We start from the raw sequence: 24,392 nt of genomic DNA, 5'->3' as shown, positions 1-24,392 counted from the left end.
GACAACTGGTTAAGAGTAAGTGCAATAGCGATGGTCAGTTCATTGCCCCAACTGGAAATCAACCTAGAGACAGAGGCAGAATTTGTGGCGCGGCACATTGGCGTTACGCCCGCCGATTTACCTGAAATGTTGAGCTTGTTGGGGTATCGCAGCCTTGAGGAACTGATCAATGCCGTCATTCCCCCTGAGATTCGCCTGCAGCGTCCCTTGGCACTAGGGGAAGGCCTTAGCGAAGTAGCAGCACTAAAAAAGTTGCGGACTATTGCTGAAAAAAACCAAGTTTGGCGCAGCTACATCGGCATGGGCTATTACAACTGCATTACTCCTGCGGTAATTCAGCGCAATATTCTGGAAAATCCCGGCTGGTACACTGCTTATACTCCCTATCAAGCAGAAATTGCCCAAGGACGCCTAGAGGCCCTCCTCAACTTTCAAACCCTTGTGAGCGATCTCACTGCGTTTCCCATTGCCAATGCCTCCCTTCTTGATGAAGCAACGGCTGCCGCTGAAGCCATGACACTGAGCCTCAATGCCTGCCGTCAAAAGGGAGCCAAGCGATTTTTGGTGGCGCAGGATTGCCATCCCCAAACCCTAGCTGTTCTGCGGACGCGGGCACTGCCGTTAGGAATTGAGATTGTGCCTATTGATCCAACTGCCGCTGAATTGCCTTGGGGGAATGCTTTTGGTCTATTTTTGCAATATCCCGCTACCGATGGTGCGGTGCGATCGCCCCAAGCTCTCATTGCCGCTGCCCATGAGCGGGGACTGTTGGTGACCGTGGCCACCGACCTCCTTGCCCTAACCCTGTTGACACCGCCGGGTGAATTGGGAGCCGACATTGCCGTGGGCAGTTCTCAGCGGTTTGGCGTGCCCTTGGGCTATGGGGGTCCCCATGCTGCCTTCTTTGCCACCCGTGAGGAGTTCAAACGCCAGTTGCCCGGACGACTGGTGGGGGTTTCCCATGATGCCCTTGGGCAAAAAGCATTGCGCCTTGCCCTGCAAACGCGGGAGCAGCACATCCGTCGCGAAAAAGCCACCAGTAACATCTGCACCGCCCAAGTGCTTTTGGCGGTTGTTGCCAGTATGTACGCTGTCTATCATGGATCAGCGGGGCTGCGGCAAATTGCTGAGCGCATTCATCAACGGGCAGTAACCCTAGCGGCGAGCCTAGAAGTAGCAGGCTATCAGCTTTTCTATTCGGAATTTTTTGATACCCTGCGCATTCGCTTGGGGAACCTGCCCGTACAGGTGCTCAAGGAACGGGCAGCGGCGGCGCAAATTAACCTGCGCTACTTTGACGATGGCAGTGTGGGCATTAGCTTAGATGAGACAACCACAGAGCAAGATGTTGTAGATCTCTTGAAACTCTTTGGGGCAACGCCAGTGGCTGGATCAAGGGGCGATCGCCTACCGTCAACCCTAAAACGCCAATCTGCTTACCTGCAACACCCGGTCTTTCAAAACTACCACAGTGAACACGCCCTGCTGCGCTACATCTACTGCCTTCAAGCTAAGGATCTCTCCCTTACTACCTCAATGATTCCCCTGGGTTCCTGCACGATGAAGCTCAATGCAGCAGTAGAAATGGTGCCCATCAGTTGGCCAGAATTCAATCAATTGCACCCCTTTGTACCGCTAGCACAAGCTGAAGGCTATGGGCAACTGTTTCAAGAGCTAGAAGCAATGCTGGCGGAACTCACGGGCTTTGATGCCATTTCCCTGCAACCCAATGCTGGCTCCCAAGGGGAATATGCCGGACTTTTAGTCATTCGCCAGTACCACCACAGCCGCGGTGAAGGCCAGCGCAATGTCTGTTTAATTCCCACCTCCGCCCATGGCACCAATCCGGCAAGTGCGGTGATGGCCGGGATGCAAGTGGTGGCAGTGAATTGTGATGCCCAGGGCAATATTGATGTGGCAGATTTGGCCACCAAGGCTGAAGGCTATGGGGATCGCCTTGCCGCCCTGATGATCACTTATCCTTCCACCCATGGGGTCTTTGAAACGGAAATTCGTCAAATTTGCGAGATTGTCCATCGCTACGGTGCTCAGGTGTACATGGATGGCGCCAACATGAATGCCCAAGTGGGGCTATGCCGTCCAGGGGACTTTGGTGCCGATGTCTGCCATTTGAATTTGCACAAAACCTTCTGCATTCCCCATGGGGGCGGTGGCCCCGGTGTTGGGCCAATTGGAGTAAAAGCCCACTTGGCGCCCTTTTTACCCACAACCCGCCTAATTCCTCAAGGAGCAGAAATTGGCCCTGTGACTGCGGCCCCCTGGGGCAGTGCCAGTATTTTGCCGATTTCTTGGATGTACATCACACTGATGGGCGGGGCAGGGCTGACGCGCGCCACCGCGATCGCCATTCTCAATGCCAACTACATTGCTAAGCGCCTTGAACCCTACTATCCCATTCTTTACAAAGGTGCCCATGGTCTTGTTGCCCATGAGTGCATTCTCGATCTGCGTCCTCTGAAAAAGTCGGCGGGGATCGAGGTGGAAGATGTTGCTAAACGACTCATGGACTATGGCTTCCACGCCCCCACCGTCTCTTGGCCCGTCCCTGGCACGTTGATGATCGAACCCACTGAAAGTGAAACCAAAGCGGAACTAGATCGCTTTTGTAACGCCATGATTGCCATTCGCAACGAAATTGCAGCAATTGAGGCCGGACTGAGCGATCGCCAGCAAAACCCCCTGAAAAATGCCCCCCACCCGGCACGGATGCTGGCCACAGATCCATGGCCTTATCCCTATTCGCGGGAAGTGGCTGCCTACCCCGCCCCCTGGCTGCGGGAGTATAAATTCTGGCCGGCGGTAGCCCGCATTGACAATGCCTATGGCGATCGCCATCTGGTGTGTAGCTGCTCAATGCCAAGGATAACACCCGAGTCTTAAGCAAAGCTGAAATTTTTGCACCTGTTGCCCATTCTCCTTGTCAAAGCCAAAAAGGGGCTGCTAAAAGTAAGGCAGGTCAACCCCTAGGTGGTCTTATGACACTGGATAGCCTCGATACCGTTGTTCTCTCCCGGTGGCAATTTGCCCTCACAGCCATTTTCCATATGCTCTGGCCGGTGTTGACCACAGGCATGAGTATTTACCTTGTGGTCATTGAGGGGCTGTGGCTAAAAACCAAAAACCTCGCCTACTATCACCATGCGCGCTTTTGGTCAAAGCTATACATTCTCAACTTCGGGATTGGTGTGGCCTCGGGACTACCCATGGCCTTTCAATTTGGCCTAAACTGGGCACCCTTCTCTGAGGCGGTGGGGGATTTCTTCGGCACCGTTTTGGGCTTTGAGGGCACCATGGCCTTCATGTTAGAAGCTAGCTTCTTGGGCATTATGATCTTTGGCTGGCAACGGGTGCCCCCAGTGATGCACTGGATTGCGACCATCTGTGTTGCCTTTGGTGCTAACCTCTCCACCTTCTGGATTCTCACGGCCAACTCATGGCTCCAGACCCCTGCCGGGGGTGTGTTCGTTGAGGGTAAATTCCGCGTTCAGGACTACTTCCAAGCGATCGCCAACCCCTTCATGGTCAAAAGCTTTGCCCACATGTTCTTTGCCACGCTTGAAACTTCGCTCTTTGTTATTGGCGGCATCAGTGCTTGGTATTTGCTACAAAACCGGCTGCCTAATTTCTTTACCAAATCCCTAAAGGTAGTGTTGGTGATGGCCTTGGTGATTGCCCCCCTCCAAGTTTTTGTTGGCCATCTGAGTGCTGAACAGGTCTATCACTACCAACCCGCCAAGTTAGCTGCCATGGAAGCCCTGTGGGAAACGGTGCCAGCGGGTACCCCTGCGGATTGGAGTGTGATTGCCTTCCCCAATGAGGCCGCACAGGCAAACACCTTGGAAGTGAAAATTCCCGGCCTCCTCAGCTACCTACTGGAACTGAAACCCAAGCTGGATACCCCAATTCTTGGCTTGAAGGAGTGGGCACCCAGCGATCGCCCGCATCTGGTTGGCCTGATTTACTATTCGTTTCGCCTGATGGTGGCCATTGGTTTATACCTCGCTGCTTTGGCGATCGCTACAATCTTCGTCTGGTGGCGCACGGGTTTTGAGGGCGATCGCCTACGCAACTACAAATGGCTCTGGTGGGGCTGGATTTTTGCCGGGCCGTTGGGGTACCTTGCTGTTGAAGCGGGCTGGATTGTCCGCTGTGTGGGGCGTCAACCCTGGATTGTCTATGGCCAGTTGCGGACAGCAGAAGCCGCGTCCCATCTGCCTCCCCAAGTAGTGCTCTTCTCCCTGAGCGGCCTTGTTGTCCTCTACACAATTTTCTTCTTTGCTGCCCTCTTCTTTGGCAGCCGCATTATCCAAAAAGGCCCCAATGTTGCCCTGCCCGTCCCTGGTCTCCAGAATGCCGAACAATTGGAAATTCGCATCAAATTGGCAGAGCACCAACCCGATCGCCGTCCCCTAGAGACTCAGCAATAAGGAAGTAGCTATGGAACCAAATCCCCTTGCCCCCTTAGAGCACTTTTTGCCTCAGGCGTGGTTTTTTATCCTTGGTCTGTTCCTGTTTCTGTACATTCTCCTCGATGGGTTTGACCTTGGCATTGGCATTCTTTCCCTCACCAGTAGTGATGAGCGTCGCCGCAATATCCTGATGACTAGCCTGGGCAATGTTTGGGATGCCAATGAGACATGGCTGGTATTGATGGGCGGATCGCTGTTTGGTGCCTTTCCCTTGGCCTATGCCACCATTCTTAATGCCCTTTACATCCCCGCAGTGATTATGGTGGTGGGACTGATTCTGCGGGCAGTGTCCTTTGAGTTTCGTGAGAATGCCAATAATAAGCGGGTGTGGAACCTTGCTTTTGGCATTGGCAGCTTCTTGGCGGCTTTGGGACAAGGCTTTGCGGTGGGCACTGTCTTTGAGGGCATTAAAGTGGATGGGGCAGGTCACTTTGCCGGCGGCATGTGGGATTGGTTGACGTGGCACTCAGTGTTGGTGGCGCTGACCCTGATTCAGGGCTATGTGCTCATCGGTTCAACTTATCTGATTTACAAAACCACGGGGGAATTGCAGCAAACCCACTATCGCACTGCCACAATTGCTGCTTGGACAACGTTCATCGGTGCTGTGTTGATCACCATTAGTGCCCCTATTTTCCATGAGCATCTGCGTGCCCAACTGTTTCAGCCACCCTTGTTTTACATTTTTGCCGCCATTCCAGTTCTGGGTGTGTTGCTCGTTTTCCTGTTGCTGCGCAGTTTACAAAAACGGCAGGAGGTCATGCCCTTAGTGTGGACATTTTTACTGTTTCTTATGTCCTTTGTCGGCTTGGGTTTTGTCATTTTCCCCAATATCATTCCCCCGAGTGTCACCATTTATGAAGCCTCAGCCTCTCCCAGTGCCCAAGTTTTTATGCTGATTTTTGTGGCATTCTTAATCCCAATTATGCTGGCCTACAATCTCTACAATTATTTGGTGTTCCGGGGCAAAGTTGTGGCTTAGGTAGAGAAACAATCCAAGTAAAACCTGCCATAACAAACTAGCAAAATAAGGCACAATAGCAAGATACAGCTCTTTTGTATGCATCAATGTCTTGCTGGCAAGTTGATTTTTACCGTCGGCCATTGCACACCCCCAGCGGTCTCAATCTGTGGGAATTGGTGATTTGCAGCCCTGAAGATGATTTTTACTATACGACTTTTTGCCCGGAGCCATTGGTGAGCAGTACATGGCTGATTACAGAGTTCAAAAATTGTAGTCAGCCGTTACCAGAGCGAATCCAAGTTTTTCGCCCCCAGAGTTTAGGCTTAGTGGAACTGGCCTGCCAAGAACTGAATATTCCCCTTGAAGCCACGCGCCGTACCCCTGCCCTCAAGCACTACCTGCGCCGGCGCGCTCAGGAGTATCCAAGCTTGAAAACCTATACCTATACGGGTGAAGCCTACGATCCGTTGGCGATCGAGCAGCCCCCCCCACTGCCGCTGCCCGAGGATATTTGGGGAGAGTCTTGGCAATTTGCAGCAATTACCCCCGCGGACTTGGAACAATTAATGCAATATCCGCTGCGAATTCTTGCCTTTGACATGGCCATGTTGCCAGAAGCTCTGGGGCTGACCTCAGATGTCCTAATTCCGGGGATTATTCTCTACGGCGGCCGTAAGTCCCTCAAGCTTGCCCGTTGGTTCCAAGAGCAGGTGCCCTATCGCTTGGAGTTTGTGCCGGGGCAGCCCTGTGGGGTAGTCTTGCACAGTGGCTTGCGCGATCGCTGGGTTTTTTTGACATTTGAGAATGCCGAGATTGCCAAAGCAGGAGAGCTTTTTCGCGATCGCCTGCAATCTACTCAAGGTCTGCACTTTCTCCTCATCCAACCCACCCCCAGTGATGTCACCTACACTGCCCTGTGGTTACTACAGCCCTTGGAGTAACTAGCGTTTTTGCTTTAAATGCCCCTGTTCTAGACGTTCTTGGAGAGCACGGGTTTCATCTAAAACTGTTTCAATGCCTTCAATGTGGGTCTGGCGCACAAAATTAATTTTGACTTCCTCCAGCCACATCACCAGTAAGTCTTGAATTACCTTGCCCACCTCTTCCTCTTGGAGTTCAGTGCTGAGGATTTGGCCAAATTTTTGGGCAAATTGACTCACCAGTAATGCTCCTTCGCGGTGGGAATTGCTTTGGTTTTTGCTGACTTGCTCCAACAGGAGAAACAGGCGATCGCTCATCTGTTGAGCAAGGAATTGGCGCCAGTGGATGGGTAAAGCCTCAAGGGACGGCATTTCTAGTAACCGCCGATAGGGGGGCACCTGCCGCAGCACTTGATCCACACTGTAGGCTACCAACCTTTCCACTTCTGGTCGCAATTGAGGCAGTACGCGGTAAATTACCACTTGCACAACCACAGCCGCCAACTCCCCTAGTTCGTCTATGTTGTTGAGATGCTGACCGCCTTGGGGTAACCAGCGACTGAATTGGCCGCGACGAACTGCTTTTTGCAGTTGGTTGAGGACTTGCAGGACAACCACTTCCGAAATATCGGTGGCGATCGCTGCTACTAAGCCTTGAGAAGCCTGCCGTTCAAGGCTATCCAAACAAATAATATCCGCTTGATCAAGGCGAATCGCAACCGGGATAATCCGCAGCCATGCCCATGTCGGTGCCAACCACCAAAATGGGAAAAAGAGTAAGACATCGTACCAACGCCAGAACATGGCATCTCGCCAACGTGCACCGCGATATTGCCGACTCAGCCAAAACGTCCGCCCCAAAAACTCAACAAAAAAGAGGAGATTGAAGGGAATATCAATAGCATCAAAGTGGTCAATAAAGCCACCATCCTCACCATAGCCGCGCCAGTAGTTTGTTGCCATCAGGGGGATAATTTGCTGCTCAAACCAAGTTAGGTTTGCCCGCCAGTCCTTTGCATTAATATACTCCGCACTCCAAAATCGCTCAAAGGACTGTTTCGAGGACGTATCGCGACGACCAAAGACCTTCAGCCGCATTAGGTTCTTAATTCGTTCGAGGGTGCCGGTTTTATTGGCCAATGCAAAGGGATTGGTGCTCACCATTGTTGTGCTTTGCTGGCGCAACTGAGCCAACAGCTCTTGCGTGGCTGGGGCGTCAACACTTTGCTCAGCGATCGTTTGCCGCAGCTTAGCAACGGTTGCAATGTATGCTTGGGTGGTGCGGTGGGGTTCAATGCCCTTGACTGGATCGTAGAGGGGAGTAATGGGTAAGGGTTGAGGCAAATAGACGATCCGCTGAATCAGGGGAATACGCACCTTACCCAACAGCCAAAAATCCCGCAGGGGAATGTAGGTCAAATCAAAGAGGACTAGAAGAAAGTTGAGGCTAGCGATCGCCCCCATGATCCGTTCATAGGTGCGATTCAAGGGCCTATCAAACATCACGCCCCCTACTGTAAACGAACGTAGCCCGCCTTTTCAATGAGCAACTGTCCCTGATCGCTCAATAACAAATTGGCATAGGCACGACCGGCTTGGGCATCTGGACTGTTATCCCCCTTAGCAATTACAAACAAACGGCGGGTAATGGGATACGTCCCATCTTGAAACGCCGCGTGATTCAACACATTACGCCGTCTAGGACATTGACTAGGATCAACATAAGGCTCTCGATAGGGGGGGACATATTGATTGGGTTGCCGTCCGATGGGTAAAGGGCGAACAGTACACTGACCAACAATTTCCGGTGCTGAACCATAGTAAATACCGCCCAGCGTGGCGGAGACGCGGCGCAGGCCATCGGTGGTATCGCGCACAAAGGTAACGTTGGGACCTAAGGGCTGGCCGCCTAAGACTTCCTCAATAAAATACTCCACTGTGCCGCCATCCTCAGGGCGACGGGAAAATGTTGTAATTTTGAGGTTAGGCCCTCCCACTTGGCTCCAATTGCTGAGTTTGCCGGTAAAGATACCCACCACCTGCTCCACCGTTAATCCCGAAATGTTGAGGCGGGGGTGAACCGCGATCGCCAGACCGTCAATGGCCACGGGAATTTCCACAAGCTGTAGTCCCTTGGCTTGGGCTTGCTGTCGCTCTTGGGCATTGAGGGGGCGAGAAGATTGGGCAAAAGCCAATTGCCCATTGAGCAACATGCGAATGCCACTGCCAGAGCCCGGCGTTCCCGTCGGCGGATCTGTGTAGCGCAACTGAAAATTTGGCCAAGCCCCTACAAGCACCGGATCCACCAAACTCCGAATGGGCGCCCAAGTGGTACTACCGCCATAGGCAAATACACCGTTGGGAACCTCCTTGACCTCGCTAAATGTTTTTGCCCCTGCCCCCGCCACTGGCGATGGCGAATTGGGCTGAGACCCAGTGGGGAGAGATACCTGCGGCAAAAGACCCTGACGACTCAGAAACCGCATTGCCAAAACTCCCGCCACAGCCAGTAGCGCTAACATCAAAATTAGGGAAATAAGCAGGGGCAAAACATTATTAGAATTGCTGCGCGACATACCTAACCTTTAGGAGTACTTCGCTCCTAGCCTACTGCAACTTTATCCTCAGTAGCATACTGACTGCTGCAACTTAGGTGGGTGTCTAACTCAGGTGCCCCTGTGGACAGTCTTGACCCATTTCAGGCGCTTTGCCCGCAAAGCCATCCGGAGCGTGGTTGTACTCACCACCGGTAGCCAATGGAGCATATACAGCGTGCCGCTCAAGCCCTGCCAAAACAGTTGCCAGATGTTCATTGGCTTTACTTGAGGAATACCCCGCCACATGCCCACCAGCGAAATTGTAAAGCTCAGCGTTGTCAAGGGCACCAGCAGCGGGGTACGGTGGCGCAGTACAGCCATCAGCAAATCGGGAATGGTTGCCGTAGGAATGGCATACTTGATCAAAAACCAAAAGAAAACATCCCAGCTTTTTTGCCAGCCTAAACGATTGCGTAGTAGGGGCTGCCAGTAGTCAAGATAGCTTTGGTAGCCCCCCTCGCTCCAGCGATTGCGTTGGTGCCACAGAGCCATCAGTGTAGTTACCCCTTCTTCTTGCACCGCTGGATCCATGAGCACATCGATCTCCCAACCATGGAGATGCAGCTTCAGGCTAAGATCCAAATCATCCGTAATCGTTTCTTCATTCCAGCCGCCACAGCGCTCTAGGGCTTGACGCCGCACAAATTGGCCATTGCCCCGCAGTTCTCCCATGCCGCCACAGGCAACCCGCTGCTGTTGATAGTAGGCGTCGAGGATCATTTCTGCGGCTTGGCCTTGGGTCAGCAAATTGATGTTGGCATTACTGATGGCCTTACGCACTTGGACAGCACCAATACTGGCCACTTGAAAGCGGTTGACCACCTGTTGCAATAAATTTTGGGGGACTGTGGCATCGGCATCAAAGACGCCAATAATCTCCCCCCGTGTCAAGGGCAGGACTTGATTGAGGGCACCGGATTTACCGCCCCCTGCCCCCGGCAGTCGTCGCAGCACCTTTAGTTGGGGATACTGTTGCTGAAGTTCTGTCAAGATGTCGGGAGTGCGATCGCTACTGTTATCATCAATAATCCACACTTCATAGTCGGGATAATCCAAACAGCAGAGATTCTTTACAAGGCGACCAATGACCGCTTCTTCATCTTTTGCCGCCACCACCAACGACACCATTGGCTGCAGCTTTGCTGCTGTCTCTGCTGTGGAGAGAGCCTGTGGCCTGACCCGCCAGTAGCGCAGCGTTTGCACACTCATTAAGAGCGTTAAGACATAGACTAGCCAAATGCCGCCCACAACTAGATGAAGGGCAATTGTACTGCCCCAGATTAAAGACAGCGCCAAGAAAGCTTTGCGGCGGCGACCCTCAGAACGCGGTTGTAATGGAGGACTTTCTGGGGTGTCAACCCACTCCAACAGGAGTTCGTCGAGGGGATCGGCTTCGTTGTAGAAACTGTTTTCGGGCCAGGAATTCTCCGGCATAGGTCACCTGATTGAGAAACCAGTACTTATCCACTCCCTTAAAGAAGCTAGGAATGAGATAACACCACACTGTGCAGCCTTCGCAGACGGAGAGTCGGCCTTGGGCGCGGCGATACTCCTCTACCACCTCGGAGGACTTGTACAGTTCGTACAGGCGACCATTGATGGGGACTCCCTTCTGCGCAAAGTGGTAGCACGGTAGCAGCAACTCATCATTGGGGGAAATGGCAATGACGGCATCCACCGCCTTGCAACGGGGATTTTGAGTATTGTTTCCCCCCGCGCGGATGAGGGCTAATGCTGCTTTATTGTAACCAACATTGTTATACTTCTTTGCGTTTTGTTCAATGCTGTCGGCAATTTCAGGGGTGGGGTTCTTTTTGTTGTTGTAGTTTTCATGGGCAGTGAAAGCGGGGTTCAACCAAACCCGTACCCCTAGACTTTGGGCAAACTCAGCCACTTCCCCAATTCGTTCGTAATTTTGGGCGGTGACGGTGTGGTTTAGCACTGGATACTCACCAAGCTCAAGGGCAATTTTGACGGATTCCACCAGCGTGTCAAAAATTTTCACGCCCCGCGACTGATCATGGGTGGCGGCATCAGGACCATCGAGGGAGAAATTCAAGAAATCCACCAAACCCTGAATTTCTCTAGCACGACGAGGATAAAGAATCGTGTTTGTCGTCATGCTGGTAATGAAACCGAGACGCTTGGCTTCACGGTAGATGGCAGGGGCATCGGCACGCAGCAGTGGTTCGCCCCCCGTAAAGTCCACATATTTCACCCCCAAACGTTTCAAATCGCGGAGATTGGTTTGGATGGCGCTAAAATCAGCTTCTTTGCCCGGCTCCAATGCCCAAATGTCGCAAAAGTGGCAACGGGCGTTACAGCGGTAGGTCAGGTAGTAGTTAGCAACCAGTGGACTCATTGGGTATCTTCCTTCATGAATTCAAGCAAGGCCAAGAGGGGTGGGCAAAAGTAGTCAATCAGTTTATGCAAGCAATTGAAAAATTTCTAGATAAAACTTCATCAGAGTTTGAGTTGCTCAACAGTTTAGCACTCTGCTGAGCTCAGGAATGGAGATCTATCCCTTGAAGGAGTTACAAGTTTAGCAATGCTTATTATTGATAAATATTTTTTATATAAAAAATGGATTGCTATTTGCTTGGATTATCTTTTGCTGTGCGGGTATGTGCAATTGTAAGGACAACGGCATGAATCAACTCCTTGGCCAACGCCCGCTCAGTTCTTTAATGACCAAAATCCGTCAGTGGCTAATTACTTATCCAATAACAACACTAGCGATCGCCCACCGCATCTGCCGATTGATTCCAGCCCAATGGCCCTTTGCCCGGACTTTCTCCCTATTTGGTTATCCAGTGATCACCATTCCCCCTTTATGTAAACTCAATTCCTTTTATTGAAGAGGAAGAGGTCATGAAGCTGCGGTTTCGTGCCCTCACCTACCTCAGGGATGTTTGCCAAGAGGACATCAGCCAATACAGTTCTTTTCTAAAAACCATGGGATAGATCCACCGTGGTAGGGTTCACATTTTTCAGCGTGTTCCATCTCTGTGCCAAGGGCTGTCGATCCAGGCAGCGAGGAACTGACAGTTGCTATACGATTAAGATTAAGATAGATAGCCTTGTATCCATGGTACCGGTCGCATGCTGAAAGCCCTATTTGGCGATCCCAATCAGCGCAAGATTAAAAAGTATCAACCCCTTGTGGTCGAGATCAACCTGCTAGAGGAGCAAATTCAGGCTCTAAGCGATAGTGAGCTACAGGCGAAAACGGCTGAGTTTCGGCAGCGACTCGACAATGGCGAAACCCTCGATGCGTTGCTCCCCGAAACTTTTGCTGTGGTGCGCGAAGCCTCACGCCGAGTTCTGGGGATGCGCCACTTTGATGTGCAGCTTATTGGTGGCATGATTCTCCACGATGGTCAAATTGCTGAGATGAAGACGGGGGAAGGGAAAACCCTTGTGGCCACGCTCCCGGCTTATCTCAACGCCTTGACAGGCAAAGGGGTACACATTGTTACCGTCAACGACTATTTGGCACGGCGGGATGCGGAATGGATGGGACAAGTGCATCGCTTTTTGGGTTTGACTGTGGGGCTAATTCAGCAGCAAATGGCACCCCAAGAGCGGCAGAAAAGCTATGCCTGCGATATTACCTATGCCACCAACAGCGAAATTGGCTTTGACTACCTGCGGGACAATATGGCCACCTCCATGGCTGAGGTGGTGCAACGACCCTTTAACTACTGCATTATTGACGAGGTGGATTCAGTACTAATTGATGAAGCCCGCACGCCCCTGATTATTTCGGGTCAAGTGGAGCGTCCCACCGAGAAGTATCTCAAGGCGGCGGAGGTGGCTCGCCTCTTGAAAAAAGATAAGCACTACGAGGTGGATGAAAAAGCTCGCAATGTAATAATGACCGATGAGGGGTATATCGAAGTGGAGAAGTTGCTGGGGGTAAGCGATCTCTATGACCCCCAAGACCCTTGGGCGCACTACATCTTGAATGCCATTAAGGCAAAAGAACTCTTTCAGCGGGATGTGAACTACATTATCCGCAATGGCGAAGTGGTAATTGTGGATGAATTCACTGGACGGGTCATGGTGGGGCGCCGCTGGAGTGATGGCCTGCATCAGGCCATCGAAGCCAAAGAAGGCCTCGAAATTCAAAATGAGTCTCAAACCCTTGCCACAATTACCTACCAAAATCTCTTTTTGCTCTATCCGAAGTTGGCGGGGATGACGGGGACAGCCAAGACCGAAGAAGCAGAATTCGAGAAAATCTACAAGCTAGAAGTGACGGTAGTGCCCACGAATCGCCCCAGTCAACGGCGAGATTTTCCCGATGTGGTTTATAAAACAGAGCGGGGTAAATGGTTGGCGGTAGCTGCTGAATGCGCCGAGGTGCACGCAACAGGGCGGCCGGTGTTGGTGGGGACTACAAGTGTAGAAAAGTCAGAGCTGTTGTCACAACTGCTGCGGGAGCTGGAAATTCCCCATAATCTATTGAATGCCAAACCGGAAAATGTGGAACGAGAGTCGGAGATCATTGCCCAAGCCGGGCGCAAAGGGGCGGTGACGATCTCCACTAACATGGCAGGTCGAGGTACCGATATTATTTTGGGTGGCAACGCCGACTACATGGCGCGCCTAAAGGTGCGGGAATACTTTATGCCTCGCATTGTCATGCCCCCTAGTGATGACCCAATGATGCTGTTGGGACTGAAGAGGGATCGCGGCGGTGGTCAAGGTTTTAGTCAGGGGGCGCAGAAAAACTGGAAGGCTTCGCCGGGACTTTTCCCCTGTGAGATTAGTGAGGATGCAGAAAAGCTGTTGCGCCATGCAGTGGATCTGGCTGTCAAGACCTATGGCGAGCGCAGCCTGCCTGAGTTGCAGGCGGAGGATATCCTGGCGATCGCTTCTGAAAAAGCACCCACCCAAGACCCCGTGATTCAAGCTCTGCGGGATGCCTTTAACCGTATTCGCGAAGAGTATGAGGTGGTCACCAAGAAGGAACATGAAGAAGTGGTAGCCCTCGGTGGTTTGCACGTGATCGGTACAGAACGCCATGAATCACGGCGGATTGATAACCAATTGCGGGGACGAGCAGGACGCCAAGGTGACCCTGGTTCAACGCGCTTTTTCCTGAGCTTGGAAGATAACCTGTTGCGCATCTTCGGGGGCGATCGCATTGCTAGGATCATGAATGCTCTGCGGGTTGATGAAGACATGCCCATTGAATCGCGACTCCTCACCCGTAGCTTAGAAAATGCTCAGCGTAAGGTGGAAACCTACTACTACGACATCCGCAAGCAGGTGTTTGAGTACGATGAGGTGATGAATAACCAACGACGTGCCATTTATGCTGAGCGGCGGCGGGTGCTGGAAGGGGAAGACCTCAAGGATCGGGTGCTGGAGTACGCCGAGAAAACCATGGACGACATTATTGCCGCCTATGTCAATCCCGACTTGCCGCCAGAGGAATGGGATTTGGAGGGTTTGGTGGCCAAGGTGCAGGAATTTGTCTATTTGCTGTCAGATCTGCGCCCTGAGCATCTGGCTCATCTGAGCGTGCCGGAAATGCAGGCCTTTTTGCATGAGCAAGTGCGTACGGCCTACGAGCAAAAAGAAGCGGAAATTGAGCGTATCCAAACCGGCCTGATGCGGCAAGCGGAACGGTTCTTTATTCTTCAGCAAATTGATCTACTGTGGCGGGAGCACCTGCAACAGATGGATGCCCTGCGGGAGTCGGTCGGCCTCCGCGGCTATGGCCAAGAAGATCCCCTTGTGGAGTACAAACGGGAAGGTTATGAACTTTTTTTGGACATGATGGTGGACATTCGCCGCAATGTGGTGTACTCCCTCTTCCAGTTCCAACCCCAAGTGACACCGCCCCCAGAGGAGGTTCCTTCGTCCTCAGATCAAGGGTAGTCTAGGTATCTAAAGCAAGCCTTTTGTTGCTGGGGCAACCTTGAATGCGACAAGGGCATCTCTACTGACAGCGTCTCAGGATGGGTAAACACGGTTGAGTGTATTGACAACGCTGGCTTATCTAGCTATTGGGAGTGGCATCGCTGTTGCGATCGCAAGCGCCAATATCACCTTGGCTCAGGAGATTCAAGGCGATCGCCTGAACTTAAATGGCCGCGACTACCCCGTGGCCTGGCAGCAGTGGCACGATAGCCAAAATCAACTGCACACGGGCATTAGCGATGGAGGTCTTGCCCATCGCTTGGGGGTGCTCCTTGGGGATACCACGGATCCCTTTCAGCAGCCAGTGGCTTGGTTTCAGCCGCAATTTAGCCCCTTGGCGGCGCGCTTTAGTGCCAATGGCATGTACCGCTATTTGGACATTACGCCGTGGATTGAGCAATACCAGTGGCAGGTACAACCCCAAGGCAATACCCTCCAGATCAGCACTCCGGCGGCACAGATTCTCAGTTGGCGACAGGGACGACAACCCTGGGGCGATCGCTGGGTCTTTGAATTAGACCGCCCCACCCCTTGGCAAGTAAATCGGCTAACATTTAGCCGCACCGGTCTGACGCCACGGGATTTTAGCCTGACAATTGAAGCCAGCAGCCAGTTGGCTGCGATTCCCAATGTCAAGGTTACCGCTACCCCCAACCGCACCGTACTGGAAACCCAAATTCCCGGCACGGCTCGCCCAGTGGCCTCGATGCTCCTGAACCCCACCCGTCTGGTGATTGATTTTCGCAGTGATGCGCCCCCACCCCGTACAATTCAATGGGCACCGGGTCTGCGCTGGCAACAGCAAACTGTTACCCTCGGCAAGCACCAGTTCCCTGTGGATGTGCTTGTGATTAACTCCCAACAGCCGCAGCTGCGGCTGCGCCCCTTGGGAATAACCCCGACAACACTGGTGGGGTTAGCAACAGTGCCTGAACTGGCTCAGCGCTGGCAAGCAGCAGCAGCAATTAATGGCGGCTTTTTTAATCGCGATCGCCAAGCCCCTTTGGGGGCAATTCGCAGTAACGGCAACTGGCTCTCAGGCCCGATTCTCAATCGCGGTGCCATTGGCTGGGACGATCGCGGCCAAATTATTGTGGGTCGGCTCAGTTTGCAACAGCGGGTGAAGACGCCCAGCGGTATGGTGCCCATTGTCACATTTAATTCTGGCTATGTCCAAGCCGGTCTTGCCCTTTATACCCCCAGTTGGGGGAGCACTTACCAAAGTAAAACGGCCGGTGAAGTAGTGATTACAGTCCGCCATCAACAGGTGGTGGGACAGCAGGCCGTCAACGCCCATCAAACTGTCCCCATTCCTCCGGAGGGCTTCCTTCTGGTGGCGCGCAACTTTAACTCCGCCTTGGCAAATTTTCCAGCAGGGGCTGCGGTGCAACTAGAAACCACTGCTGTGCCTTCTGTTTTTAATGCCATGCCCAATATTGTGGGCGCAGGACCTCTGTTGGTAGAGCAGGGACGAGTGGTTTTGAATGCGGCAGCAGAGCAATTTGGGGTCGGCTTAGATGCCCAAGCAGCGCCCCGCAGTGCGATGGGCAATCGCAGGGATGGCAGTATGGTCTGGGTAACGACCCACAACCGAGTTGGCGGTATGGGCCCTACCCTTGGGGAGTGGGCTCGCATTCTACAACAGCTGGGTTTGATGAATGCGGTGAATCTAGATGGGGGCAGTTCAACGGCTCTGTACCTGGGCGGGGTCTTGGTGGATCGCCATTCTGTAACAACGACCAGGGTTAACAATGCCATTGGGCTGTTTTGGCAGCCCTCCCCTTAGAGATAGGCCAAAGGATCAGTGGGTTCACCGTTCAAGCGCACCTCAAAGTGGAGGTGCGGACCTGTGGAGAGTCCTGTGGAGCCAACTTCAGCAATGGGCTGCCCCTGTTGCACAAATTGGCCTTCTCGCACAAGCAATCGCTGGGCATGGGCATAGAGGGTCGTCATGCCGCCGCCGTGATCGAGAATGACGGTTTGGCCGTAGCCCCCTGACCAACCAGCAAAAATTACTGTGCCTGCTTCAGCAGCAGAGATTAATGTGCCAAAATCAGCACCAAAGTCAACACCGCTATGGAAACGCTCTGTACCCAAAATGGGGTGAATGCGCCAGCCAAAGGGGCTGGTGAGTGGTGCTTGTACAGGATAGGCAAGCCGACCACTGCGGGGCAGGGGCGGGAGACCCCTAGGGACATAGCCGAGGCGCTGGTGAATCAGTTGCTGAATGGCGGCACTATCATGGGCCAGTTGGGCTTCAATGGAGGCAAGGGCTTGGCGATCGCTCCTGAGGCGAGCAATGAGTTGCCGTTGGTTAGCCGCCTCGCGCTCATAAATGACCCGTTGCTGTTGCAGTTGTTGCCTGAGTGCTTGAATGAAGTGCTGCTGCATCTGAATCTGCCGCTCCTGTTGCTGCAGTTGCTGACGATCGCGCACTAGGGCAGCTAAGTGCCGGCGATCGCGCGCATACACTTGACGCAGGCGACCCTGTTGCGCCAGCCAATCATTGAGGGTTTCCGCCTCAAAGATCAAGGCCCATTGGGGAATTGCGCGGTAGCGCTGAAGCCACCGCAGGCGATCGCGGATCACGGCCACACTGGCTTCATAGCGGCGGCGAAGAGTCTGCTGCCGCACTTGGAGTTCCCTGAGCAGCGTTGTTGCTGCTTGCAGGCGATCGCTGGCGGCCATTAACTGCTGTGTTGTCTTGTCCACATTGGCCTCTAAGCTCTCAAGGCGATCGCTGGCCGCTGCCTCAAGGCGTTCCAATTGCCGACGCTGTTGACCCACTGCCTGTTGGTGTTGCTGGTGTTCTTGAATTACCCGCTGCCAATACTCCAAGTTCTGAGAGGGAGCCGCTGCCCAGGCAACCAAAGTGACACTGAGTGTCACTATCAGTCCCAAGCAAAGGTATAGGCCATAACGGTATTGCTGCGGCATTGTCTTTTCTCAACAGACGCCTTGAAAAACTACGCCGCTGTAGATGGCATTATCCAACCTTTGCTGCCTGCTGGAGAAAGCGAATCGCCCACTGCGGCTGTCCACCCCAATGGAGATGGAGATAACTCGCATGGAGGCGAGGATTGCCCCAGCCCTCCGGTTGGCCATTCAACTGCCACAGGGGTGTAGGGGGGGGCACACTCAAGCAAGAATAGTGAAATTCATGGCCTTGAACGGTATCTCCTGCCTGCATACATACGGTTGTTTGCAAAGCCGTGGCTTGGCGATAGCCCAAGGTAAGTTTTTGACCCATGTAGGCCACTGTTGGGAGATGTCCCACAAAGGAATAGTTATTTCCCTCTAGGGTTTGGAGTCCTTGGCTGAGGTACATCAGGCCACCACACTCGGCATAGACCGCTAAGCCCCCTTGAAGAGCCTGCCGCAGGGATTCAAGGAACGCCTGATTTGCCGCAAGTTCGGGGGCAAACACCTCCGGAAAGCCACCCCCCAAAATCAGACCGTTCAGACCTGTGGGCAAGTGAGGATCGCGGAGGGGGGAGACCGGCACTAGCGTTGCTCCTAGGGCTTGGAGCAGATCAAGCATGTCAGCATAGTAGAAGTGAAAGGCGGCATCTTGGGCAATGCCAATGGTAACTGAGGGTAGAGGAGAAACCGCAAAAGGGGCAATTGAAGAGGTCACCCCAGGGGCAAGGAGGGGGGTGAGCCGCTCCCAGTCAAAACAGGTCTGTCCCAAATGGGCTAGGCGATCGCCTAGGCGTTGAAATTCTTGGGATTCGTGAGGTGGAACCAAGCCAAGGTGGCGACTGGGGAGTGCTAGAGCCTGATCGCGATAGAGGACGCCGAGAATGGGCACGCCCAAGGGGGCAAGGGCGGCCTCTAACATTTGCCGATGGCGATCGCTGGCCACGCGATTGAAGACAATGCCAGCAATCTTCAAGGAGGGATCATAGTGGCAAAAACCATAGACAAGAGCCGCCGCCGACGCCGCCTGTTTTTGTACATCCAAGACCAGCAGAATGGGGGCATCTAGGAGTTGAGCCACCTGTGCCGTACTGCCCTCTTGGCTGCCACCACGACCATCAAATAGCCCCATCACCCCCTCAATGAGCACTGCCTCCATCCCCTGACTGTAGTAGCCGACACAGGCGCGGATATAGTCAGCACTTGTTAGCACGGCATCGAGATTGCGGCAGGGGCGGCCACTGAGGGCGGTATGAAAGAGCGGGTCAATGTAGTCTGGCCCCACCTTAAACGTTTGTACCCGCTGCCCGCGGGCGGTTAATGCTGCATTCAAGGCAAGGGCAACCGTTGTTTTCCCCACACCACTGCGATCGCCTGCAATCACCAACACCATGGTTAATCTTGTTCCTCAAGAAAAATCAATCTATGGCCAAAGTTGTTGTCCTGCTTACATTTCAGGGAGATTCGCCACCTTGGCAGCCGCAAGAGTAATCCCCCACCCCTGTAAGATAGGAGACTAAGCGTTCAATCTACAGTTGGGTCAGGGTCTATGACAGCGGTAACTTCAGTGCCCAGTTTCTGTGAAGGAATCCAGTATTTTGGCAACGATTGGCCAGACTGGGAGCACTATGGTCAAGCCCCCCTCCTAAATGCCCAACAGAGCGCCTTAACAGACCTAGATGCCCCTGCAGCTATCTATCAAACCCTTCTTTATGCCGACGCCCTCCGCTATTTAGTTTTGCAGATGACCGGCAGCAAGGCCTCAGGTCACCCCGGCGGCTTTGCTAGTCAAGCGGAAGCCTATGCAGCACTGGTGATGCTGGGGCACAAGAATATCATTACGGAAGTGGGGCACCATGCCCCCGGTTTCTATGCCGCCCTTTTCTTGGATCGTTCCCTAGAAAAAATGGGCATTTATACAGTTCAAGACCTGCGCGATCGCTTCCGTGAAAAACATGGCTTGCTGGGTCACCTCTCTGGCTATATTCCTGGCGTTCTTGCTCCCGCTGGCCCCCTTGGCCAGGGGCAACATTTTGCCATGGCCGCAGCTTGGCTGCACCGCCAGATCCTCTTTCCCTTCACTTTGGGGGATGGCGGTCTTGGCGAACCCTACGTCATGAGCAGTATGCTGCACTTCCACACCGCTTTTCCCGAGGTGACCAACTTTCTGCCCGTTCTGGTGTGGAATGGCTTTAGTCAAGAGCACCACAGCATGATGTCCACCAAAAGTAATGAGGCCATGATGGCCTATTGGCACGGCAATGGCTTTCAAGAGGTGGTGCTGGTGGATGCCAAGGACTTTGACGATAGTGACCAAGAAGGGGATTACGTGGACAGCACCCAGTTTTCCTTTAGCCAGCGATTGGCCTTTATGCAGGCGGTGCTCAAAGGAGTTCAAGAAGCAGCGCGATCGGCGCTTGCTGGCAAGCTCACAGTCTTTATCCTCAAGCAACTCAAGGGTGCCGGTGTTCACGCCAAGGGGGCAAAATCCCACAACCTCTATGCTCAGCACACCCTCGACAACCCGGAGATTGTCAGTGCCCTCAAGGCCCGCGCTCTTGCCCCTGCGGCTTGGGAACTAGTACGCCAAAACTGTGTTGCGGCGGCCGGCGGCCCAGCGGCGGAGGTGGTGGTCACTGAGAAAATTTTAGACTTGCCCCCCCTGGGGGACATTCCCCTTGAAGCCTATGGGTTGGGGGAACAGAAGGTCGCGACAACGGCGATGGGGCGGATGGTTGCAGTGGTGGGGCAGCGCGATCGCCGCTACCTCGTCACGAATGCCGATGGCAATGAGGCCTCTGGGATTGGCAACATTAACCAAGCCCTGAAGATCATTCACCCGACGCCGGATCCCCTGTACAACCAACTGCCCAATGGTCAAGTCTATGAACCCCTCAGCGAAGATGCCTGTGCGGGTCTAGCGGCTGGGTTATGTTTGATGGGCAGCCGCAGTCTTTGGTGCTCCTATGAATCCTTTGCCATCAATGGTCTTCCCATTTGGCAAACGGTCACCCAAGCCATGGCCGAACTGCGGCGCCCTACGCCCGCCACGGTAACCCTCTATACTGCAGGTGCCCTAGAGCAGGGACGCAATGGTTGGACGCATCAACGCCCAGAAATTGAAGCCTACTACGCTGCCCTATTGCGCAATGGCAATGTCTTTGCTCTCTTTCCTCCTGATGCCAACAGCATTCAAGTCTGCTACCGCTGGGCACTGACGGCACAAAACAAGGGAATTGCCATTTTTGCCAGTAAAACACCACTGCCTGTGCGCACCACCTTCGCCCAAACAGAACAAGCCCTTGATGAGGGTGCGGTGACCCTCTACGAGTCTGCCAGGGGGGATTCGACACTGGTGCTGGCGGTGCTTGGGGATATGATTTTGCAACCTGTGTACAGTGCCTTATCCCAGTTAGAACAGCTTGGCTGTCGGGTGCGAATTGTCTCGGTAATCAACCCGCGGCGGCTGTATCGCCCCACAGATATTGCTTGGCAAACCTGTGCTGAACCCGACGGTGGCTTTGCCGATGAGGCCACCTTCCAGCGGCTCTTCGGCGGCGATGCCCTCCTAGGGGTAACTGGGGGGGCTGCGGCTCTGCTCGAGCCGATTCTGCTGCGTGCCACCTGTCCCCGCGATGTCTTGGCGTGGCAACGGGGAGAAACAACAGCTAGTCCTGCAGAACTGATGGCCTACAATGGCCTCACTCCCGAAACTATTTGCGATCGCGCCCGTTCATTGCTGAAGTAAGCGCCCATGACTGCTGCCCATCAAAAAGCCCGTGGCCTCAAGCCCAATAGCCCTCGCCCCGCCAAGGCGCTGTGCAGTGAGTGTGGCCTCTGTAACACCTACTATATCCACTACGTCAAGGAAGCTTGCGCCTTCCTCAATCAGCAATTTGAGAACCTTGAGCAGCAAACTCATGGCCGTGCCCGTGATCTTGAGAATTGGGATGAGTGCTACTTTGGTGTGCATCAACAGATGTTGGCTGCTCGTAAAACCGAACCCATTCCAGGAGCGCAGTGGACAGGTATTGTTAGCAGTATTGCCATGGCCATGTTGGAATCGGGACGGGTTGAGGGCGTTGTCTGTGTTCAAAATAGCGAGAGCGATCGCTTTAGCCCCAAGCCCGTAATTGCCCGCAGCCGTGAGGAGATTCTAGCCGCCCGCGTCAATAAACCCACCCTCTCTCCCAATCTTTCAGTGTTAGAGCAGGTGGAACAATCTGGTCTCAAACGGTTGTTGGTGATCGGTGTCGGCTGTCAAATTCAAGCCTTGCGAGCTGTACAGGACAAACTCGGTCTTGAAAAGCTCTACGTTCTAGGAACTCCCTGTGTAGATAACGTCACCCGTGCCGGGCTACAAAAATTCCTTGAAACCACGAGCCGCTCCCCCGAAACCGTCATTCACTACGAGTTCATGCAGGACTTTCGGGTACACTTCAAGCACAGCGACGGCTCCACAGAAACGGTGCCCTTTTTTGGCCTCAAGACAAATCAACTCAAGGATGTTTTTGCCCCCTCGTGCATGAGTTGCTTTGACTATGTGAATGGGCTTGCCGATTTGGTTGTGGGCTATATGGGTGCTCCCTTCGGTTGGCAGTGGCTGGTGGTGCGCAACGACTTAGGCCAAGAAATGCTTGACCTTGTGCGCGATCAATTGGAAACGCAGCCCGTTACGAGCGCCGGCGATCGCCACGCTGCCGTGCAACAAAGCATTCCTGCCTACGATCAAGGCATTACACTCCCCATGTGGGCGGCCAAACTAGTAGGCCTAGTGATTGAGCGGATTGGCCCTAAAGGGCTTGAATATGCCCGCTTTTCCATTGACTCCCACTTTACCCGCAACTATCTCTATGTGCGGCGCAACTACCCCCAAAAACTTGCCGCTCATGTGCCTGCCTTTGCCAAAAAAATCGTTGATCAGTATCAACTCCCTGCCCAATAACCGCTATAAAAAAAGCCCCCCCTGTGGGGAGCCTTATTTGGACTTATCACTAGAGAGGTTTAGGAGCCACCTGCTTTAGGCTTCAATGCTCGGAGCAATCATCGCCACAGGAGCCGATTCACCGCTAGCCAAGTCGAGGGGGAAGTTGTGGGCATTGCGTTCGTGCATCACCTCAATACCAATGTTGGCGCGGTTGATGATGTCAGCCCAAGTGTTGATCACGTTGCCTTTGGCATCAATGACTGAGTGGTTGAAGTTGAAGCCATTGAGGTTGAAGGCCATCGTGCTAATGCCAAGGGCAGCAAACCAGATGCCCACCACCGGCCAAGCGGCGAGGAAGAAGTGCAACGAGCGGCTGTTGTTGAAGCTGGCGTATTGGAAGATCAAGCGACCAAAGTAACCGTGAGCCGCCACAATGTTGTAGGTCTCTTCCTCTTGACCGAATTTGTAGCCATAGTTGGTAGATTCGGTTTCGGTGGTTTCACGGATCAAGCTGGAGGTCACCAGAGAACCGTGCATAGCAGAAAACAGCGCACCACCAAAGACACCGGCTACACCGAGCATGTGGAAGGGGTGCATGAGGATGTTGTGCTCCGCTTGGAACACAATCATGAAGTTGAAGGTGCCGGAAATGCCCAGCATCAAGCCATCAGAGAAGCTACCTTGGCCAATGGGATAGATCAACAACACTGCTGTTGCTGCTGCCACAGGGGCAGAGAAGGCCACAGGAATCCAAGGACGCATCCCCAGACGGTAGCTGAGTTCCCACTCCCGACCCAGGTAGCAGAAAATACCAATCAGGAAGTGGAAAACAATCAGCTGGTAAGGCCCCCCATTGTAGAGCCATTCATCGAGGGAAGCTGCATCCCAGATGGGGTAAAGGTGTAGCCCAATGGCATTAGAAGAGGGCACCACGGTTGCTGTGATGATGTTGTTGCCATAGAGCAGGGAGCCAGAAACAGGCTCACGGATGCCATCAATATCCACAGGGGGAGCAGCGATGAAGGCAATGACAAAGCAGATCGTTGCAGCAAGGAGCGTTGGAATCATGAGGACGCCAAACCAGCCAATGTAAAGGCGGTTTTCTGTACTGGTAATCCAATCACAGAAACGCTCCCACAGATTCGCTGTCTGACGACGTTGCAGAACTGTAGTCATAGTCGTTATGAATCCATGAATAACAACAGAACTTAAGCAGCAGCAATGAACGCTGCAAGCTCCTATTTACTGATTATATGGTTATATTTCTAAATGACAAGAGGTTCGAGGATGGCTTTTACAGAATCAAAAGCATCATATCCATCCATTGACTTCTATCAATACTTTGGATTAAAGCTGAGAGTATCCTTGCTGAACCTCCTATGTCCATCGAAGCCAATGAAGCTTTTAAGGCTGTACTGCCAAAGGCAAAATGCAATAAAAAACCGCCCCTAAAATAGGAGCGGCTTGGTAAAAGTTCAGCCAATGAGCGTTGCTTAGCTGTTGATGCTCGGAGCAATCATGGCCACAGGAGCAGACTCAGCACTGGCCAAGTCAAGGGGGAAGTTGTGAGCGTTGCGCTCATGCATCACTTCTATTCCCAAGTTGGCACGGTTGATGATGTCAGCCCAGGTGTTGATCACG

15 protein-coding genes and 2 pseudogenes are annotated in these 24,392 nt (G+C 53.2%); 9 read left to right on the top strand and 8 right to left on the bottom strand.

All coding sequences use genetic code 11. The annotated features are described in order from the left end of the window. Positions 1 to 30 precede the first annotated feature (30 nt). The 4 genes from gcvP to P3X23_RS08180 all read left to right on the top strand — a co-directional run bounded on the left by gcvP (position 31) and on the right by P3X23_RS08180 (position 6,395). Positions 31 to 2,901 (top strand): aminomethyl-transferring glycine dehydrogenase, encoded by a 2,871-nt coding sequence (gene gcvP, locus P3X23_RS08195; RefSeq protein ID WP_300875239.1) that lies wholly within the window; start codon positions 31 to 33, stop codon positions 2,899 to 2,901. 101 nt (positions 2,902 to 3,002) lie between these two features. Then, positions 3,003 to 4,448 carry a cytochrome ubiquinol oxidase subunit I gene (locus P3X23_RS08190; RefSeq protein ID WP_367186563.1) on the top strand — a complete coding sequence of 482 codons (1,446 nt, stop codon included), beginning with the start codon at positions 3,003 to 3,005 and terminating at the stop codon, positions 4,446 to 4,448. Positions 4,449 to 4,458: 10 nt separating this feature from the next. Continuing rightward, the gene (gene cydB, locus P3X23_RS08185; RefSeq protein WP_300875233.1) at positions 4,459 to 5,472 is read left to right on the top strand and encodes a cytochrome d ubiquinol oxidase subunit II; all 1,014 of its coding nucleotides are present in this window, start codon (positions 4,459 to 4,461) and stop codon (positions 5,470 to 5,472) included. Positions 5,473 to 5,558: 86 nt separating this feature from the next. After that, positions 5,559 to 6,395 (top strand): Tab2/Atab2 family RNA-binding protein, encoded by an 837-nt coding sequence (locus P3X23_RS08180; RefSeq protein WP_300875230.1) that lies wholly within the window; start codon positions 5,559 to 5,561, stop codon positions 6,393 to 6,395. Here the strand turns inward: P3X23_RS08180 and P3X23_RS08175 are convergent, their stop codons facing one another. From P3X23_RS08175 to P3X23_RS08160, 4 genes are all read right to left on the bottom strand, one after another. Further along, entirely contained in the window at positions 6,396 to 7,877 is a 1,482-nt protein-coding gene (locus tag P3X23_RS08175) for a hypothetical protein (protein ID WP_300875228.1), read from the bottom strand. It lies immediately after the preceding gene. 8 nt (positions 7,878 to 7,885) lie between these two features. Next, the gene (locus P3X23_RS08170; protein ID WP_300875225.1) at positions 7,886 to 8,950 is read right to left on the bottom strand and encodes a PstS family phosphate ABC transporter substrate-binding protein; all 1,065 of its coding nucleotides are present in this window, start codon (positions 8,948 to 8,950) and stop codon (positions 7,886 to 7,888) included. Positions 8,951 to 9,040: 90 nt separating this feature from the next. Beyond that, positions 9,041 to 10,405 (bottom strand): glycosyltransferase family 2 protein, encoded by a 1,365-nt coding sequence (locus P3X23_RS08165; protein ID WP_300875222.1) that lies wholly within the window; start codon positions 10,403 to 10,405, stop codon positions 9,041 to 9,043. After that, positions 10,326 to 11,333 (bottom strand): radical SAM protein, encoded by a 1,008-nt coding sequence (locus tag P3X23_RS08160; RefSeq protein WP_300875219.1) that lies wholly within the window; start codon positions 11,331 to 11,333, stop codon positions 10,326 to 10,328. Before P3X23_RS08160 ends, P3X23_RS08165 begins: the two co-directional genes overlap by 80 nt. 262 nt (positions 11,334 to 11,595) lie before the next feature. Between P3X23_RS08160 and P3X23_RS12000 the strand changes: the two are divergent. The 3 genes and pseudogenes from P3X23_RS12000 to P3X23_RS08140 all read left to right on the top strand — a co-directional run bounded on the left by P3X23_RS12000 (position 11,596) and on the right by P3X23_RS08140 (position 16,691). After that, a pseudogene (locus tag P3X23_RS12000) lies at positions 11,596 to 11,935 on the top strand (Mo-dependent nitrogenase C-terminal domain-containing protein). A gap of 138 nt (positions 11,936 to 12,073) precedes the next feature. After that, positions 12,074 to 14,863 carry a preprotein translocase subunit SecA gene (secA, locus tag P3X23_RS08145; RefSeq protein WP_300875210.1) on the top strand — a complete coding sequence of 930 codons (2,790 nt, stop codon included), beginning with the start codon at positions 12,074 to 12,076 and terminating at the stop codon, positions 14,861 to 14,863. 103 nt (positions 14,864 to 14,966) lie between these two features. Next, a complete protein-coding gene (locus P3X23_RS08140) occupies positions 14,967 to 16,691 on the top strand; it encodes a phosphodiester glycosidase family protein (RefSeq protein ID WP_300875207.1) in 1,725 nt (574 codons plus the stop codon). Here P3X23_RS08140 and P3X23_RS08135 read toward each other — a convergent pair. Both P3X23_RS08135 and P3X23_RS08130 read right to left on the bottom strand, forming a co-directional pair. Further along, complete coding sequence (locus P3X23_RS08135; RefSeq protein ID WP_300875204.1) at positions 16,688 to 17,842, bottom strand: M23 family metallopeptidase; 1,155 nt, start codon at positions 17,840 to 17,842, stop codon at positions 16,688 to 16,690. The genes P3X23_RS08140 and P3X23_RS08135 overlap by 4 nt on opposite strands. 49 nt (positions 17,843 to 17,891) lie before the next feature. Next, a complete protein-coding gene (locus tag P3X23_RS08130; protein WP_300875201.1) occupies positions 17,892 to 19,217 on the bottom strand; it encodes a cobyrinate a,c-diamide synthase in 1,326 nt (441 codons plus the stop codon). A 156-nt stretch (positions 19,218 to 19,373) separates the two neighbouring features. Between P3X23_RS08130 and P3X23_RS08125 the strand changes: the two genes are divergently transcribed. Further along, a complete protein-coding gene (locus P3X23_RS08125) occupies positions 19,374 to 21,572 on the top strand; it encodes a phosphoketolase (protein WP_300875198.1) in 2,199 nt (732 codons plus the stop codon). Positions 21,573 to 21,578: 6 nt separating this feature from the next. Beyond that, a complete protein-coding gene (locus P3X23_RS08120) occupies positions 21,579 to 22,769 on the top strand; it encodes a Coenzyme F420 hydrogenase/dehydrogenase, beta subunit C-terminal domain (RefSeq protein ID WP_300875193.1) in 1,191 nt (396 codons plus the stop codon). A gap of 75 nt (positions 22,770 to 22,844) precedes the next feature. On the opposite strand, the gene psbA is transcribed toward P3X23_RS08120, so the two are convergent. Beyond that, entirely contained in the window at positions 22,845 to 23,927 is a 1,083-nt protein-coding gene (gene psbA / locus P3X23_RS08115; protein ID WP_300875191.1) for a photosystem II q(b) protein, read from the bottom strand. A gap of 317 nt (positions 23,928 to 24,244) precedes the next feature. Then, positions 24,245 to 24,392, bottom strand: a pseudogene (locus P3X23_RS08110) (photosystem II q(b) protein); the annotation flags it as partial.

It is taken from the genome of Thermosynechococcus sp. Uc, from assembly GCF_029335995.1.
In the GTDB taxonomy this organism is placed as follows: domain Bacteria; phylum Cyanobacteriota; class Cyanobacteriia; order Thermosynechococcales; family Thermosynechococcaceae; genus Thermosynechococcus.
The sequence above is the reverse complement of the archived record's forward strand: the minus strand, read 5'-3'. Positions and strand labels throughout refer to the sequence as shown.